We start from the raw sequence: 17,004 nt of genomic DNA, 5'->3' as shown, positions 1-17,004 counted from the left end.
GATGAAAAGTGAGGATAATTTTGGATGGAGAAATCAAATTTAACCACTCACCGCTGGCAACGCTGGCTCTGGCTTCTCATCATTTGGAGCGCCAGTGTTGCCACGCTCGCCATTATCGCCTATCTTCTGCGCCTCATTATGCGCATAGGCGTCTACTGATGGTAGAGCTCGAGACTGCCGATCGAGGAATTTGTGGGTAAGTTACATCGAAAAGTGTTCATTATTTTGTTGCCACTGGCGGCGATCATATTGTTTCTGGGTTACGGTTATTATCAAGCGCGCCAGACACTCAATATTGATCACATCAAGCAGACGGTGCAATTTGCCGCCGTTCAAGGCAGCAAAGAGATCAGCCAAACACTTGAAGCGGGTTTAGCTGAATTTGACCAGTATGACTCCCAAATTAGTGGCTGCCATGACGATTCTCTTTCGATTGAAGCCATTATCGGCGGGCAACCTTTCTCCTTTGATCGGTTTGCAATGGTTTTGGCAACGGATCCTCAAGGCAATATTATCTACGAAAAATCGGTGAACCAGCCGAGTCAGTTTAACTCGACATCACTGAAGCTGAAAACGCCTTTTTACCCCTTTGATCTCTTGCAGCAATTGGTTCAGGTGCACGAGCAACAGCAAGCGCAGCAGGCATACCGCCAAAGCATGCGGAGCCAAGTCAAACAAACGCTAGGCACGCTAAGCGCGCAAGGTCAAACCGATACGCCACTCGCTCGCTCACTTAATTTACAATTACGTCACCTTGCCCAAGTCAACACGCAATCAAAAGCACTGATTGCTTATTTACCTGCAAAACAAGTGGAAGCACTTGCACTGCCGTTTACCGGAGGCACCTTTTATCTTTCTCGACCTTTGACAAACTGCCAAGGCCAGTTAATTGGCTTTTATAGCGTTATTATTAACAACCAAACATTAGAGAAAAAACTCGAATCTATCCGTAAGATACTTGAACAACACCAGCTTGCTCATGCCGATATCTCCGTCGTCCATAATGCCAGCAACGCACCGATGTTTCCGCTAAGCTACATTTCTCTTTCAACATTACGCCGCCAACCACTTAGTCATTCGCCCCTAGCACGGGAAGCGATTGACGATTTGGGTATTATCGTGAACTCACCGATTAATGTGACTTTGCAATCGAACCACTCACGGGTACTGACGACACCATCTGCATTACAGGCACGGCAATTTGGCCTCAACCTTTTGATATATATTCCTTATCGAGAAATGGAACAAGACCATAACGTATTATTTGATGAAATGGCCTTTTACATTCTGCTCTCGTTATTGATGTTTGTGATCCTAAGTGGTTACCTTGCCTATACCATAGTGTCGCCCATTAGCTATCTGACTCACCAAGCGCAGCTGTTGGCATCTGGCGGTGATGTCACAATTAAGCCTTTAAAACGCAATGATGAAATTGGTGAACTTTCTCTTGCGTTTGAGAAAATGGCCATCACGATTCAATCTAAACAGCAATCACTGACCGAACAGGCGCACCATGACCCACTCACGGGGATTTTAAACCGTCGCGCTTTACTGGAAGATGCCACAAGCACGATCAGAGCCAATGCCAGCGTGTGCATGATGGATCTTGACCACTTCAAGCAAATTAACGACCAGTTTGGTCATGCCGCTGGGGATGCGGTATTGCAATATTTTTGTGAGTTGGTCAAAGCCGAAATTCGCACTCACGACATTTTTGGCCGCATCGGCGGAGAAGAATTCACGTTGGTGTTACCGCAAACCCATCTTGAACAAGCCGTTAAACTGGCTGAACGCATTCGCGAGAAAACCGAACAACATCTTCATACGGTATTGACCTCGCCAGCGCCCTTTCCTGTTACCGTCAGTATTGGTGTGACTGAGTGGCGCTCGGGCGATTTTCATAAAGTCCTTTCGCGAGCCGATCAGTGTCTTTATCAAGCCAAGCGTGCGGGACGCAATCAGGTTATCGCCACAACCGATCAACCTTCGTCGTAGTATACCCATCGCTATACCCAAGTAACTTCAAGTTGCAGGCTTCAGAGCCGTCAGTTCCGTGATTGGCTCCCAATGAGCGAGCTATCTTGTATTCCCTCACGTTTACTTACCGCGCTAATACCCGGGCTTACGCTGCGCTCACGAGAGAAGTATCGAGCCTACGTCTTTTCATCATGAATATTTAGTTACAACTCTAACTAAACCGCTCATCTAAAAACGTTTCCAATAGCGTAACAAGTACTATAAATATGGCAAAAACCAGAGCCAACTTGCAAAAATGAGCCAATGATGTATTATTACCGCGAACTAAATAGTTAGACATCTAAAGGATTATGTGGCCAACAATGAGTACTGCTTACCCTTGGGTTGCTTATGCAGACGTACTTCAAAAACAGCAGGATGAATGGATTTTCCGCCAGCCTCACATTCATGACGGAGATGACGTCAATCAACTGATCGCAGATTGTCCACCGTTGGACATTAACTCTGCTTATTGCAACTTTCTTCAAACTTCTCACTTCAACCAAACTTGTGTGGTCGCCGAATGTAACGGTGCGATTGCTGGATTTATTTCCGCTTATCGAAAACCGGATGCGCCACAAGAACTGTTTGTTTGGCAAGTTGCCGTATCCCCACGTCATCGTGGTAAAGGATTGGCATTTCACATGCTGCAAGAGCTACTTCAGCGCGATGGCTTGCAAGACATCGCCGCATTAGAAACCACTATTACTAAAACGAATCGAGGGTCATGGCGATTGTTTGAAAAGCTAGATGCTCAACACGGAAAGCATGGCCAAGTCAGTACTTTCTTGTGTGAAGCGACGCATTTCAACGGCAAGCATGACACCGAGTATCTTTATCGAATTCCACTTGTACCAAGCAAGGTAAATCCTTGAACAGAGATTCTCTGACAAGAAATTTACTTAAACCTCAGAATATTGGCCTAATGCCAAACTTTAAGAGGTGCCTTGGGAATAAACACACTCTCCATCAATAAGGATGAATAACGGTCCCCATATGGATATTTATAAACAGCAAGAGTCAAATGTACGATCGTATTGCAACAGTTTTCCGGTTGAGTTCACGACCGCCAGCGGTTGTTGGTTAACCACAGACACCGGCGAGCAGTACCTTGATTTTCTTGCTGGCGCTGGTGCGCTCAACTACGGACACAATAACCCCAACTTTAAACAAGCACTCATCGACTACATTAGCCAAGATGGGATCACCCACAGCCTTGATATGCACTCTCAAGCTAAAGGGGCGTTTCTCACCGCTTTTCGTCGTCATATCCTTGAGCCACGACAGCTTGATTACAAAGTACAATTCACTGGCCCAACGGGCACTAATGCTGTTGAAGCTGCGTTGAAACTCGCACGCAAAGTAACTGGCCGCCACAATATTGTGACCTTCACCAATGGTTTTCATGGCTGCAGTCTGGGGGCTCTTATGGCCACGGGCAACCAGCATCACCGTGGTGCGTCTGGCGTGCCGCTGTTTGGCGGAACGCGATTGCCTTATGATGGTTACGCTGGTATCGATGGGCTCACCTTGTTTGAAACCATGCTAAATGACAACTCAAGCGGTCTCGATAAACCTGCAGCTGTCTTACTGGAAGTGGTTCAAGGCGAAGGCGGCTTGAATGTGGCCTCAACTCCATGGTTGCAAAAACTCAGTGCGTTATGCCATGAACACAACATTTTGATGATTGTTGATGATATTCAGGCGGGTTGTGGCAGAACTGGCAGCTTCTTCAGTTTTGAAGACGCAGGTATTACGCCCGATATTATTACACTATCTAAATCGATTGGCGGCTACGGCCTACCCATGGCCATTGTGCTGTTAAAGCCTGAACTAGACACCTGGAAACCTGGCGAGCATAACGGCACATTTCGTGGTAACAACCACGCTTTTATTACGGCAACCAAAGCAATTGAAACCTATTGGGCTGATTCAACATTTGAAGATCATGTAAAAGCGCGCGCCGCTCAACTGAACCTTCGCTTGGCTCATTGGTGCGAAACTCTGCCTGAACTATTTGTTAAGGTAAAAGGCAAAGGTCTGATGCAAGGCATTGAATGTCACAGTGGCGAAATTGCAAGTCTATTAGGTAAAGCGAGTTTTAAACACAACCTTATTATTGAAATGGCAGGTCCTGATGATGAAGTCGTGAAGTTTTTTGCGCCGCTCACCATCACTGAATCAGAGCTTGATCAAGGGTTGGCTAAATTCGAACAAGCGATAAAAACTATTGCCCCTCAAATTACTCAAATTGCCTCATAGGATCGCCAATCATGATTGTAAGAACATTAGAAGAATGCCAAAACAGCGAGCGTCGCGTCGTCTCTAGCACTTGGGAAAGCGTGCGCATGCTACTTAAAGATGATCAGATGGGATTTTCTTTCCACATTACGACCATCTATCAAAATACCGAAACTCACATTCATTATCAAAATCACCTCGAGTCGGTTTACTGCATGTCAGGCGAAGGCGAAATCGAGGTCGTGGGTGGTAAAACGTATCCAATTAAGCCCGGAACTTTGTACATTTTAGATAAGCACGACGAGCACTATCTTCGCGCATATAAAGACGCCGATATGGTGATGGCGTGTGTGTTTAACCCACCGATCACTGGCCAAGAAGTGCATGACGAAAATGGCGTTTATCCACTCCTCGATTAAACGCATTTTGCTGCGCAATAAATAGCCAAGTGACTTGGCAGTCGCAAACCCTTCAAACCTTTGACCGCAAAGACACCGTGTGATGAGGTTTGTATTGGTTTGTTGTTGCACTTAAGCAACGCCAAGCACGCCATTCTATTCTGTCCAAAGGATTTAACATGACTTATACCGTAGAGAAAATCGGCGGTACTTCTATGAGCGCCTTCGATGCCGTGCTCGATAATATTCTACTTCGTCCGCAAAACCCCTATCACCGTGTTTTTGTTGTCTCTGCCTATGGTGGTATTACCGATGCGCTACTGGAGTGCAAACGCACCGGCGCTCCGGGCGTCTACCGCTATATTTCAAAACGAGACGAGCAGTGGCGCAGTGCATTTAGCGCTCTCGAACAGCGCATGTTGCTTATAAATGAAAATATGTTCGCCGATCCACTACTTCGAGGGCGCGCTGACAAATTCATTCGTGAGCGCATTAGCCGCGCGACAGATTGCATCGAAAACCTGCTTGAAACTTGCCAGCACGGCCAGTTTTCATTACGCCACTACCTACCACAGATTCGTGAGTTCCTCTCAGCTATTGGTGAGGCTCATAGCGCGAACAATACCGTTCTCAAGCTGAAAGCTCAGGGTATCAATGCGATACTGGTTGATCTTTCCAGTTGGGACAATTCACTGCAAGGGACATTAGACGACGTGATCACCAGCGCGTTTAAGTCCATTGATGTGGCCTCCTCGCTCCCGATAGTCACCGGTTATGCCTACTGTGAAGAGGGGCTAATGAAAACTTATGATCGTGGTTACAGTGAAATGACTTTTAGTCGAATCGCTTGCCTTACTCAGGCTGATCTGGCCATCATTCATAAGGAATACCACCTAAGCTCTGCCGACCCTCGCGTTGTCGGTACAGACCGAGTCTTGCCTATTGGACAGACTAACTTTGATGTCGCCGATCAACTGGCGAATTTAGGAATGGAAGCCATTCATCCAAATGCCGCGTCCGGTTTGCGCAAACATGCAATCCCGCTACAGATCAAAAATACCTTTGAGCCCGAACATCCAGGTACTTTGATTTCTCCAAGTTATGACCCCAATAACAACAAAATTGAAATCATTGCTGGTCGCGACAAAGTTTTTGCGCTGCATCTGTTTGATCAAAACATGGTGGGTAAAGTAGACAATGTGAGCTATGAAGTTATGGAATTTATCTTTGCTTCTAAGGTCAATCTCGTCGGCAAGGAGATGAATGCCAACTCCGTGACCTATTACCTCAGTGGCTCACAAGAGCGGTTAAATGATTTGAGATACCAAACGGAAAAGCGTTTTCCCAATGCCACTATTACAGGCACTATGGTTGCGCTCATTTCGGCTATTGGCGCACAGATCGATACCAATACCGCTCTGGCACAGGGCATTTTAGCCTTGATGAATAATGGCATTACGCCTATCGCCGTTCATTCATCGATGAGAAATGTTAACGTTCAGTTCGTTGTGCCCGACAGTGCTTACCACGATGCAATTTGCGCGCTCCATCAAACATTTTTTGTGTCAGAAAAGTCACTCGAAAGCGCCGCCTGAGCCCAATACTGTGAAAGTGTAGAAAACTGAGTAACACGCGCGTAAATCAGATGACGAGAATCGCTGCCAGCTCGTCATCTGTCATATAGCGATGACGCTGCAGCTTGGGCTTAATATAGAGAAACATTAGATCTGAAAAACCGGGATCAATGACGTGATTTGGTTCGTAGCACTGCCCACCAATAAAAACGTAACGCCCGCTGGACCCTTCATCGTGCAGCGCGTTATTCAGCGGAGTTGAAATTTCGGCACGAACTCCCTCGATAACACAGACGATTCGTCCTTTCACAACTCCGACAACGCGATTCACCACATTGGCTTTTACCCCACATTTCCAGGCTTGTCGGGTGGCCATTTCAAACCCTTGTTGACGAACTCGCTTGTGTATAGGCACTAATAAATTCATGGGCGACTCTTGTTGTTTTTTTATCCAATATACCGACATGAGCGGTGAGATATAACAACAAATATTAATAGTAACGATTACACCCAGACCATTTCGAATAAAACGTCGTGCTACAACTCAAACATCTTGCTATCCCACTTGCAATTAGCGCCCCTTTCTTGTTGTCAAAATCGACAATAAGGTTGAGTTTTAATCAAACGCACTTAAATTCCTTATGTTTTCAAAAATTTCTCTCGCTTTTTAGGATTTATTGCATGTAGAATCAAACCCGGTCACAAAGACCACTTTCGACACACTTTGTGTGATATCGATGCCGAGATGGTGAAATTGGTAGACACGCTAGCATGAGGTGCTAGTGCCTTTGGTGTGAGGGTTCGAGTCCCTCTCTCGGCACCATTCTTATGTCAAAAAACTTCCCAACGAATACGTCCAATGTGATGCAAAATTTCAAGCAGACAGATGCCAATCAACTTCTGAGCGAGCTTGCGGTGCACGCGCTATTGCATCATGAATTTCGACGTCTTTTAACAGCCAACAAAACGCTGTCAGCCCAACAAAGTAATGAACTTCTTAATAAGTGGCTCAAGCCAAAGTTAAAAAACGTTCGTTACCGCACGATTAAAAAACCACTCAAAGCCCTTATTCAGCAAAGCAAATCGCATCAAGCGTCGCTCTTTTCATTGTTAGAGCAGTGCGCTATAACTCGCCCTGAAAATAAACAGCCTCACCTTGATAGCTATTTATTATTAATCAATGAAATTGAGAAAAAATTAGGTCTAACGGTTTTATTATCTGATGCGCATAACGTTGATCTCTCACACGATGCCAACGGCTGTCTGTTGTCTGTGCTCAGCGCGGATCTCAATCAACACTTTGACGGTCATAACGCTTTAATTGAACCCATCTCGATGTTATTTCGTGGTCCTCTTAGCCAACGCGCGCTATTTCTTGGGGCCATTTACGCGAATCAAACGTTCAGCTATCAAGTGATGTATCAAGATGATCAGTTTGTTCGCATTCAGCTTGAGCTCGCCTAACCCTATTATTTTGCTGAAAACTCAAATGAAACAATGGCGAACCACATTATACCCAAGTGACTTCAAGATGCTGGATTCAGAGCCAGCTCACTGAGCTGAGAGCAAGGCAAACAACGCAGCGAAATAGCGAGCCTATTTTCAAGTTGTTTAACGCACTTTCGTTACAACAAAAAGCGGTTCAGTGATTGGCTCCCAAAGGGCCAGCTGTCTTGGCTCATCAGCTTTGTTGACGATTTTCGATTGAGAGCCACTCAATCTTCAAACCCTCGCCTCACTGACAAACCAAGTCATTCTCGCTGAACCATGCATCTTGAGGTTACTTGGGTATAGGTATCGCCATTCGCTTATTCAGACAAATTAACGTGATTGTAAAGCAGCATTAAACGCCGATTTCACCACCATCTTCACGGCGAATCACGACCGTCGCAGCGCGAGGCCTAACAGACTCGCCTTCTGGCGTCGCTTGCGTCGCATCTTCATTGTAAGGCCAATTGCTTGGATGTTGGATATTGATAAACAATGATTTGTAGTCTGGGCTTATCGTAAACCCTGTGACTTCACAACCATTTGGACCAACAAAAAAGCGGCGCAATTCGGCTTGATTCTCTGCATTTATCGTTTGAGCCTTGCCGTCTGCATCGCGCAGTGATGAGGGCACCACTGCCAACATTTGGTCATTGGTATACTCTTCCACTTCGTCCGCGCCATTGTCGGTCTGAATCCATAAAATCCCACGCGGATCGAACGCTAAACCATCGGGGCTTGCAAATTGGTTCCATTCGGTCAATCCAGAACGATTGGTCTCAGCATCACCATTAGCGGGACTACCAAAAACAAAAATATCCCACGTAAAGACCTCGGCACTCGCTCCTTCATCCCAGCGGATAACGTGACCAAATTTGTTATTCAGTCGAGGATTGGCAGGATTCGTTGAGTCGGTACGTTTGGTATTATTGGTTAGGGTTAAATAAACGCTCCCCGTAAATGGGTCGACACTACACCACTCAGGTCGGTCCATTGGCGTTGCGCCGACTAAATCTGCAGCACCTGCTGTGTTCAAGATTATGTCGTCCAATGAACTAAAGTGGTCTGCCAATGTGCCACCATCAAGCGCGCCATCGGTGCGAGTTGGACTTTCAAGTGTTAATGGCAACCAAGCGCCACTGCTGTCGTCATTAAACAGCGCGACGTATAACGTGCCGCTGTCCATGTACTTATCACCCATCGCCAAACGATTGACGGTATCAGCGTCTTCAGCCTGCCAATTTTGCTCAGAAACAAACTTATACAAATACTCAAAGCGAGAATCATGACCTGAATAGAAGACCACAGGCTGACCTACAGTGAGTTTACCAAAGGTGCACCCTTCATGGCGAAAACGTCCTAGAGCGGTGCGTTTTTTAGCGCGAGAATTGGCAGTATAGGGATCAATTTCAACGATGTAGCCATGACCATTCGCTTCATTACGATAGTCATCACGCGCGGTTGCACCGCGAGGCGTGACATTAAAGCGCGAAAACTCATCCAAGCGTTCTTCTTGATGGCCTGCGAGAGTTTCCCATAAATAGCGCGTCTTTTCGTCATCAAGACCAATGCGCTGCTGCTCTGTAGTTTGTGTGCCAGTGTTAACAAAATAACCCGGCCAATTCTCTTCACAGGTCAGGTAAGTCCCCCAAGGGGTATAACCATTACCACAATTATTAAGCGTACCACGAGCTTGACTACCATCGTCGGAAAAGGCCGTCACAAGGTGATGGCTATAGGCTAACGGACCCGAGACGTCCATAACGCTCGCTCCGGTATAACGACGATTGAGTGGGTCGCTCTCAACCATCTGCCAACGGTTACCGGTTAATTGAATTCGCACCACACTCACGCCATGCGCATTGATTTCTTTACGGACTTCATCAACGATGGTGCGCATGCCATTATTGACCGTTGGACCATTCGCATGGAGCGCGTTAACGTCAATATACTCATGATTAATGCACAATAATCCATCATCACTGCTGCCATTGAGCGGAAAAAAATGCAGTCCGTCGTGGTGCATACCGAGCGCATTGAGCTGATCGTCAGCGCTATTTGTACCATCCTCTTTCCACGCGTCAGCCGCAGCGTTTAATGGTGAGCCCCAAGGCACAAGTACTTGCGCTTGATAACCTGGTGGCACAACGACCGCATCGGTGAGAGAGCCGGCAATCGACTTAAAATTGAGGGAGGCTCGCGCCGTACTTTGCGCCGCTTCTCCCGTTACTGAAGAAGAGCTATTACAGCCTGCCAAGCCGAAACTACCAAACGCAGTTAACGCGCCAATGCCCACACCTCCTTTCAAAATCGAACGACGCGATAATGACGCTTCTAGAACTTGTTCAAAAGGGGTATTGCCACTTTGATTGTAACGTGTGGGATCAAATGTTTCCTTACTCATTGTTTTCTATCCTATATTGTTGTTGAGCGCTGACATAGTGCAAAACAAACGTGACAGAAATGTTCCATTAAAGTTAAGGTTTAATGGCTGCTTAGACGAAAACTCAAAGCACATCTCCCAAAGATCAAACGGAATTGGCCGCGAAAAATACTGAATATGTCAATCCCGAGAGGTGATACGCTATCGGCGCAGCGCTAAAAATTAGGGTATGAGTTTTGTTAGAGCGCGTGAGAATTTAATCAAGCTGAGGATAATTTTATTATCGTTCCCCCCTAAGCAAACCCATCAAATCAGAGGTTAAGCCAGGGTAAGGAACGTATGGAGATGCAGTGAAAGGTGAATTAGCTTTTTGACTTGTTTGCCATAATTCGAGTGTGGCGATGGCATTTAGACATATCCATCCAACCCATTGTTAATAATAAAAAGATTATTTCTTAATGCTGGTTTTGCTCGCATCTTTCCAATACTGAATTCGAATGCGATGCAATTGTGCTTTTCTCATTTTCTTCATAGCAATGTCCCTTCATTGTAAGTGTTGCTTTGTAATAAGCTTATTGGTTGCAAGGATTACTTTCGTGGTTAACATAACCAGTTCATTCCATACAATCCGTGACTCATTTCACAGCTCAATGACAAATTTTGCGCTTTTACACTCAAATTCTGATGTTCTACGCAATTTTGTTCTGAGTTCAAGTTAGAGATCCTTCATGACATTTCAATGTCGATTCAGTGTCATTTTGGATTTTATCGCTGTCCAACAATATAAACAAAGTTACATAATATTTAGCTTGCTATTTCAGTAAATGCAAATTCAAACCATCACATTTTGTGCTTAAACATCAAAGGGGGCATTCAGTTGCCAGTGCTCTGCAGCTTCAAATACTTTGGCTATAAGCGGCGTTGCGCACAATTTAAACAAATTAATTTACGCCACATTTTGATGAATTGGGCCTGTCGACGGCCATCGATTTATAAATAACCCTTGGCAGATTGTGACATGGTTTCCAGAACCCCATCTGGCAAATGAAATTTCTAATCGAAACGATTAATGAAATTCGTTTTCTTCCGCGCCGGAAAAAACCTAAGGTGCGCACCTCTGAACGATGTGGTTGCTCAACCACACTCCCAAATCGTCAAAGCGAGCGGAATGTCACAACATTCAAGCAAGTTCGCTTTATTCTGATATCATTTGATTTAGTATTGACTTAGTAAGGTATCGCTATGCGCATTGCCATTCTGTCTCGTAATGAGAATTTGTATTCTACCATGCGCCTAAAAGAGGCTGGTGAAGCACGTGGTCATCAAGTAGATATTATTGATACCCTGCATTGCTATATGGACATCACGAGCAACAACCCAAAAATTCGTTACATGGGTGAAGAATTGCCGCAGTACGATGCCGTTATTCCGCGTATTGGCTCATCAATCACTTTCTATGGCACCGCTGTGGTCCGTCAATTTGAAATGATGGGCACCTTTTGTGTTAACGAATCGGTCGCTATCAGTCGCTCTCGTGACAAGCTGCGTTCGCTTCAATTACTGTCACGCCGTGGCATTGGCTTGCCTCGTACTGGTTTTGCGAATCACCCAGACAATGTTAAAGATCTCATCAAAAACGTTGGCGGCGCGCCTGTTGTTATCAAGTTACTTGAGGGAACTCAAGGGATTGGTGTCGTGCTCGCAGAAACGACGAAAGCCGCTGAGAGCGTGATTGAAGCCTTCATGGGCCTGAAAGCCAACATTCTCGTGCAGGAATTTATCGAAGAGGCCAACGGTGCTGATATTCGCTGCTTTGTTGTCGGCAACAAAGTCATTGCGGCAATGAAGCGTCAGGCCAAAGAAGGTGAATTTCGTTCTAATTTGCATCGTGGTGGTACGGCTCAGTTGATCAAACTGACCAAAGAAGAGCGCGCGACGGCGATTAACGCAGCCAAAGTGATGGGGTTGAACCTTTGTGGCGTCGATATTCTTCAATCGAAGAATGGACCCGTCGTGATGGAAGTAAACTCATCGCCGGGCTTAGAAGGCATTGAAAATGCGACGGGCAAAGATGTTGCAGGCATGATTTACGAATTTATCGAAAAAAATGCCAAACCCCATTCAAACCGTACTCGTGGTAAAGGGTAATTCCCCTTTGATACTTGTCGAACGACATAACGTGGTTTGAATTTAGACGCAGAGCGGAGCATATACTCAAACCACTTGAAGATGCAGGTAGGCGGCACACGAACAAAGCCTCTGAGCACTTCGTGAACATAGATAAACTATGTGATGAAGTCTGTTAGAACCAGCCCCCCCCCTGTAACGTCAAGTGGAAAGAGTATAGTCTCCGCTCAAATATTTTGAGTAACAAGCTTGGATAGAGACTATGACTCAGAAATTGATCATTGGAAATACTGAAGCTGTGTGCTTACCAGAGTTAGGGATTACTCAATTAGAAACACGGATCGATACCGGAGCACAAACTTCGTCACTGCATGTTGATAACCTTGAATGCACGACGGTTGACGGCAAAAAATACGTTGAATTTGATTTACACCCCGACATTTACAATCTTGACGAAACCGTTCGCTGTAAATCGTTGTTAATCGATAAACGTAAAATCAAATCATCTAACGGCACTTATGAGCATCGATTTGTGATTTCAACTCTACTGCGTATGGGCAACGAAGAGTGGCCTATTGAAGTGACTCTTAGCAATCGCCAAGAGATGACCTACATGATGTTGTTAGGCCGCCAAGGCATGTCAGACAAAGTGTTAGTGGACCCTAGCCGAGCGCACTTACTGGCCAGATAACAAAAACCGAGCGCGCTCGGTTTTTTTATTTATTTTGAGTGATTGGTCTGCGCGTCATCAGCGCAGCACTCATCTTGAATAAAGCTCAAAACGCCTTGCAACGTCTGATATTCTGCAACACAAAATAGGGTCCGCCCTTCTCGCCGCTGATGAATCAGCCCAGCAGAAGCAAGCGCACTCAAATGGTGTGACAGCGTCGAGCCTGGAATGGCCAGGCGCTCTTGCAAAGCCCCAACCGCAATGCCTTGGTAACCGGCTTTTACCACCGCTTTAAAAAGCATTAATCGTGTGGGATGGCCCAGCTCTTTCAATGCTTTGGCGACAATCTCGATTTCCATTATCTTTCTCTCATCAAAATCGTTATTTCGATGATAATCGAAATAACTAACAACAGCCACCACTATCGTCCAATAATCGAAACTCATGAGTAAAACGACAATAGGCTATCCCCCGTTTTGCTGTACACTTGACGAAAACACATCGCTGATAAAGGACGCCCTGTGACCGCTTTTAAGCCTCACTCATCACAAGCCATTCCCGCCCCTATTGCAAAAAGAGTCCCTCACCAAATGACCGTTCATGGTGATACACGAGTAGATGACTATTATTGGATGCGTGATGACACGCGGCAAGATTCGGTGGTACTCGCCCATTTGCAAGCCGAAAATGACTACGCGCAAAAAACGCTGCAGCATACTGAAGCGCTACAACAAACTCTGTTTGATGAAATCAAAGGGCGGATCGTCAAAGACGATAACTCCGTGCCTGTGCGCATTGGCCGTTATTTCTACTCCAGTGAAGTAACGGGTGACAACGAATACGAAGTGCATGTGAGAGCGGATGACTTTAACGGCCATAACAAAACCACACTGCTGGACGTCAACCAGCGGGCGGCAGGGCATGAGTTTTACAGTTTGGGCGGCTTGACCGTCAGTCCGAACACCTCACTTTTGGCGTTTAGTGAAGATACACTCAGCCGCCGAATCTATACAATACGAGTCAAAGATTTAACCACGGATACAGAGCTGTCCGATATCATTGAAGGCGCGGCGAGCACTGTCGTGTGGCAAAACGATAACCAAGCGTTTTACTACATCAAAAAAGATCCTCAGACGCTGCTTGGCTATCAAGTCTTTCGACATAAACTTGGTGAGCCGCAAGCCAGCGATACATTAATCTATCAAGAAAACGACAGCGCTTATTACACCGATATAAGTAAAAGCAAAGATGGTAGCGACATCTACATTTGGCACTCAAGCACGGAAACCAGTGGTGTCTCTGTCATCGATGCCAATGATCCCAACGCGCGTGCTCAGCTATTTTTGCCATTGCGCACTGGTATTGAGTACTCTGTAAGCAAACTCGGTGACTGGTACTATATCTACACCAACGATGGCGCAGTTAACTTTCGTCTGGTTAAAGTGCCCGCTGATAATGTGCAAAATCGAGATTCTTGGGAGGAGGTTGTCGCCGCCGACGATAACGTTCAACTGGTTGATTACAGTCTGTTTAACGATCACCTTGTGTTTGAACAGCGGCAAGACGGGCTGTCACGCACCACGATTCGTCAGTTGTCTACTGGTTATGAATTCGAATTGCAATTTGATGACCCCATCTACAGCGCGTTTTTGACTGGCAACCGAGAACTCGACAACAGTGCAGTGCGTTTGTATTACACCAGCCTAACCACGCCTGGCAGCTACTATGAATTTGATTTAGCATCGGGCGCGCGCACCTTGCTCAAACAAAGCCAAGTCCTCGGTGGGTTTGATGCGAAAGCCTATCGCTCTGAACGTCTCATGATACCCGCGCGCGATGGCAAAACCATTCCGGTGAGCTTGGTTTATCGCATTGACCAATTTAAGCAAGATGGCAGCAATCCCCTGTATCAATATGGCTACGGCGCGTATGGCTCAACCATTGAGCCCACCTTTAGCATTAGCCGATTAAGCCTGCTTGACCGAGGGTTCGTTTTTGCCATTGCGCATGTTCGTGGTTCGGAGATGTTGGGACGCCCTTGGTATGACATGGGGAAAAAGCGTCATAAACAAAATACCTTCAATGATTTTGTCGACGTGACTCAAGCCTTAGTTGCACAACGCTATTGCGCTAAAGAAAAGGTCTGCGCAGTGGGCGGTTCCGCAGGGGGCTTATTAATGGGCGCCATTGCCAACCAGGCGCCACAAGATTACTGCGCCATTGCTGCGCACGTCCCCTTTGTGGATGTGGTCACCACAATGTTAGATGAATCCATTCCATTAACCACGAACGAGTACGATGAATGGGGTAATCCAAATCAGAAGGACGATTATTTCACGATGCTCCGTTATTCGCCTTACGACAACGTATCGGCTCAGAATTACCCGCATCTTCTTGTGACAACCGGACTTCATGACTCACAAGTGCAATATTTTGAACCAATGAAATGGGTCGCCAAGTTACGTGAGCTCAAAACGGATCAAAACCGATTGGTCTTTAAAACCGATATGGAAGCGGGGCACGGTGGTGCGTCGGGTCGCTTTAAGCGGATCCACGAAACGGCTTTAGAATACGCTTTTTTCTTTGACATACTTGATATGTAAACCCAAACAACTTAAAGACGCAGGCAGGCGACAAGCGAGCAAAGCCTCTGAGTATAAAAAAGGCCAGCAGTGCTGGCCTTAATATTGAACGCGGGTTAGAAATAATATCTCATCCCAACACCCCACTGGTTATCACCGGTATTTGATCCTAAGTGCGCTTGATACCCAACAAACGCCGCAAAGTGCGTGGTGCGGTAATATTCAATTTGTGGCGCTAAGTAATCAATTTTTAAGCTATCAATCGTGCGATGGTCGTGCTCAACGCGTTCATAATAGAGTACCCAGTTAATGCCATTCTCCATTCCATAAGCCGCGAGACCAGAATACTGGTTGGCATCATAGAAACCATAAAAATCATGGGTACGACCGTAGTTTGCCGCCAAATATAAGCCCTTGGCATACGTACCGTAGCTCAACGACACTGACGTGATATCCGCATCGGTGCCATTCACATCGCCCCCCATGTAAGCAAGACCCAACGTATACTCGTCATAATCAATACTGGCAGCAACCTGGCCTCGATTGTCCATATCGATCGTCGTCGCAGTTTGGGTTACCACGCCCGTAGTACGGACAATACTGACGGTGTTAAGTTGCTCGACATTGGTCGTGGTATCGACATAGGTGCGTTTTCCTTGCCAGGCTAAACCGACGTAAAGCTCAATCTCTTTGTTAATATCAAAGGTATTTTGGTAACTGAGCATGCGCTCTGCACGTCCATTACCAACACGATACATACTGCCACTACGTCCACCTTCATAAAGGTAATTGTTGGCATACAAAATCGGTTGGTCAGCGACACCAGAGATTTGATAGAAAGGTGACCATTGAGACCCTAATTTAATTTTTCCGGCTGGAGTGTGAAGAGCAACATAACCTAAACGTGTATCAAAGGTGTTATCACCGCCGTTCATAAGATTTACTTGCCATTCCCCTTTGGCCTCGACGGTTAATCCGTTGCCAATATTTTGAGTCCCGACAACATTAATTCGCGGGGAAACGCCATCAACGTTAGTTGACGTGCCACCACCATTATGTTCTAACGCAGCATCTAGATAACCACCGACAGAAAAGGTGGTGCCACCGCTGTTGTACAATTCCACAGCGAAGGCGCTTGAGGTTGAGACAGTTACTGCCACTGCTAAAGCAATTTTTCTCATCTTCATATTTTAAGTTCCATTTGCATATTGGTATCACGTTCAATTCGGTACCATGGTGAAGACGCAAAACACTGACACCTCCTCAAAGGCAGGCTTAATGAGTCCCAAATTTGCTGTACCCAGAACTGCTATAGTGGCAATCCAAACCAACCTCACACCCTGCTGTAGGAGACAACATTCGGCCGGAATTGCGAATCACTTCATCTCAGTTGCTGACGGATGTCACACTGAGCCTTACATCCGGAAATAACTCAGTAGGCACAACCAAGCGCTTTGTATCACTCACAAGCATTAACTCGAGTAAGTGAGCCACCTCACGCCTGCCAGCACTTTGATAAACAATG

General features: G+C 46.0%; 14 protein-coding genes and 1 tRNA gene. 11 read left to right on the top strand and 4 right to left on the bottom strand.

Features of this window, described 5'->3' with window-relative positions:
• Nucleotides 1-24 precede the first annotated feature (24 nt).
• The 6 genes from HGP28_RS04200 (at nt 25) to HGP28_RS04175 (ending at nt 6,250) form a co-directional block, all read left to right on the top strand.
• A complete protein-coding gene (locus tag HGP28_RS04200; protein ID WP_168835200.1) occupies nt 25-159 on the top strand; it encodes a DUF2474 domain-containing protein in 135 nt (44 codons plus the stop codon).
• 33 nt (nt 160-192) lie between these two features.
• Entirely contained in the window at nt 193-1,995 is a 1,803-nt protein-coding gene (locus tag HGP28_RS19395) for a diguanylate cyclase (protein WP_168835199.1), read from the top strand.
• A 332-nt stretch (nt 1,996-2,327) separates the two neighbouring features.
• Nucleotides 2,328-2,891 (top strand): diaminobutyrate acetyltransferase, encoded by a 564-nt coding sequence (ectA, locus tag HGP28_RS04190; RefSeq protein WP_168835198.1) that lies wholly within the window; start codon nt 2,328-2,330, stop codon nt 2,889-2,891.
• A gap of 121 nt (nt 2,892-3,012) precedes the next feature.
• A complete protein-coding gene (gene ectB / locus HGP28_RS04185; RefSeq protein WP_168835197.1) occupies nt 3,013-4,278 on the top strand; it encodes a diaminobutyrate--2-oxoglutarate transaminase in 1,266 nt (421 codons plus the stop codon).
• Between the two features lie 11 nt (nt 4,279-4,289).
• Entirely contained in the window at nt 4,290-4,676 is a 387-nt protein-coding gene (locus HGP28_RS04180; protein WP_168835196.1) for an ectoine synthase, read from the top strand.
• A gap of 158 nt (nt 4,677-4,834) precedes the next feature.
• A complete protein-coding gene (locus tag HGP28_RS04175) occupies nt 4,835-6,250 on the top strand; it encodes an aspartate kinase (protein ID WP_168835195.1) in 1,416 nt (471 codons plus the stop codon).
• A 46-nt stretch (nt 6,251-6,296) separates the two neighbouring features.
• On the opposite strand, the gene HGP28_RS04170 is transcribed toward HGP28_RS04175, so the two are convergent.
• Entirely contained in the window at nt 6,297-6,656 is a 360-nt protein-coding gene (locus HGP28_RS04170) for an acyl-CoA synthetase (RefSeq protein ID WP_168835194.1), read from the bottom strand.
• 312 nt (nt 6,657-6,968) lie between these two features.
• On the opposite strand from HGP28_RS04170, the gene HGP28_RS04165 reads away from it, so the two are divergent.
• Both HGP28_RS04165 and HGP28_RS04160 read left to right on the top strand, forming a co-directional pair.
• Nucleotides 6,969-7,052, top strand: a tRNA-Leu gene (locus tag HGP28_RS04165).
• A gap of 41 nt (nt 7,053-7,093) precedes the next feature.
• On the top strand, nt 7,094-7,693 hold the full coding sequence (locus HGP28_RS04160; protein WP_168835317.1) for a DUF2913 family protein: 600 nt from the start codon (nt 7,094-7,096) through the stop codon (nt 7,691-7,693).
• Nucleotides 7,694-8,072: 379 nt separating this feature from the next.
• Here HGP28_RS04160 and HGP28_RS04155 read toward each other — a convergent pair whose 3' ends face one another.
• Nucleotides 8,073-10,121, bottom strand: coding sequence for a PhoX family protein (locus HGP28_RS04155; protein WP_168835193.1), 2,049 nt, complete (start codon nt 10,119-10,121; stop codon nt 8,073-8,075).
• Between the two features lie 1,221 nt (nt 10,122-11,342).
• Here HGP28_RS04155 and rimK point away from each other — a divergent pair.
• Together rimK and HGP28_RS04145 are read left to right on the top strand one after the other, a co-directional pair.
• The gene (rimK, locus tag HGP28_RS04150; protein WP_168835192.1) at nt 11,343-12,248 is read left to right on the top strand and encodes a 30S ribosomal protein S6--L-glutamate ligase; all 906 of its coding nucleotides are present in this window, start codon (nt 11,343-11,345) and stop codon (nt 12,246-12,248) included.
• A 241-nt stretch (nt 12,249-12,489) separates the two neighbouring features.
• Nucleotides 12,490-12,918: an ATP-dependent zinc protease family protein gene (locus HGP28_RS04145; protein ID WP_168835191.1), complete on the top strand. Its 429-nt coding sequence runs from the start codon at nt 12,490-12,492 to the stop codon at nt 12,916-12,918.
• 29 nt (nt 12,919-12,947) lie between these two features.
• Here HGP28_RS04145 and HGP28_RS04140 read toward each other — a convergent pair whose 3' ends face one another.
• Nucleotides 12,948-13,256, bottom strand: coding sequence for an ArsR/SmtB family transcription factor (locus tag HGP28_RS04140; protein WP_168835190.1), 309 nt, complete (start codon nt 13,254-13,256; stop codon nt 12,948-12,950).
• Nucleotides 13,257-13,418: 162 nt separating this feature from the next.
• Between HGP28_RS04140 and HGP28_RS04135 the strand changes: the two genes are divergently transcribed.
• Entirely contained in the window at nt 13,419-15,500 is a 2,082-nt protein-coding gene (locus HGP28_RS04135; RefSeq protein ID WP_343033798.1) for a S9 family peptidase, read from the top strand.
• A 95-nt stretch (nt 15,501-15,595) separates the two neighbouring features.
• Here HGP28_RS04135 and HGP28_RS04130 read toward each other — a convergent pair whose 3' ends face one another.
• Entirely contained in the window at nt 15,596-16,666 is a 1,071-nt protein-coding gene (locus tag HGP28_RS04130; RefSeq protein ID WP_168835189.1) for a porin, read from the bottom strand.
• Nucleotides 16,667-17,004 lie beyond the last annotated feature (338 nt).

Source organism: Vibrio agarilyticus, from assembly GCF_012641465.1.
Taxonomy (GTDB): Bacteria; Pseudomonadota; Gammaproteobacteria; order Enterobacterales; family Vibrionaceae; genus Vibrio; species Vibrio agarilyticus.
Note: the sequence above shows the minus strand (reverse complement) of the source record. Positions and strands in the feature narration are given on the sequence as shown.

What these genes read in the sequence shown, in the direction of transcription:
- HGP28_RS04155 (WP_168835193.1), bottom strand. Translation starts at nt 10,121, where the DNA reads ATGAGTAAGGAAACATTTGATCCCACACGTTACAATCAAAGTGGCAAT.
- HGP28_RS04140 (WP_168835190.1), bottom strand. Translation starts at nt 13,256, where the DNA reads ATGGAAATCGAGATTGTCGCCAAAGCATTGAAAGAGCTGGGCCATCCC.
- HGP28_RS04130 (WP_168835189.1), bottom strand. Translation starts at nt 16,666, where the DNA reads ATGAAGATGAGAAAAATTGCTTTAGCAGTGGCAGTAACTGTCTCAACC.
- HGP28_RS04145 (WP_168835191.1), top strand. Translation starts at nt 12,490, where the DNA reads ATGACTCAGAAATTGATCATTGGAAATACTGAAGCTGTGTGCTTACCA.
- HGP28_RS04180 (WP_168835196.1), top strand. Translation starts at nt 4,290, where the DNA reads ATGATTGTAAGAACATTAGAAGAATGCCAAAACAGCGAGCGTCGCGTC.
- HGP28_RS04170 (WP_168835194.1), bottom strand. Translation starts at nt 6,656, where the DNA reads ATGAATTTATTAGTGCCTATACACAAGCGAGTTCGTCAACAAGGGTTT.
- ectB (WP_168835197.1), top strand. Translation starts at nt 3,013, where the DNA reads ATGGATATTTATAAACAGCAAGAGTCAAATGTACGATCGTATTGCAAC.
- HGP28_RS04175 (WP_168835195.1), top strand. Translation starts at nt 4,835, where the DNA reads ATGACTTATACCGTAGAGAAAATCGGCGGTACTTCTATGAGCGCCTTC.
- HGP28_RS04160 (WP_168835317.1), top strand. Translation starts at nt 7,094, where the DNA reads ATGCAAAATTTCAAGCAGACAGATGCCAATCAACTTCTGAGCGAGCTT.
- rimK (WP_168835192.1), top strand. Translation starts at nt 11,343, where the DNA reads ATGCGCATTGCCATTCTGTCTCGTAATGAGAATTTGTATTCTACCATG.
- ectA (WP_168835198.1), top strand. Translation starts at nt 2,328, where the DNA reads ATGTGGCCAACAATGAGTACTGCTTACCCTTGGGTTGCTTATGCAGAC.
- HGP28_RS04200 (WP_168835200.1), top strand. Translation starts at nt 25, where the DNA reads ATGGAGAAATCAAATTTAACCACTCACCGCTGGCAACGCTGGCTCTGG.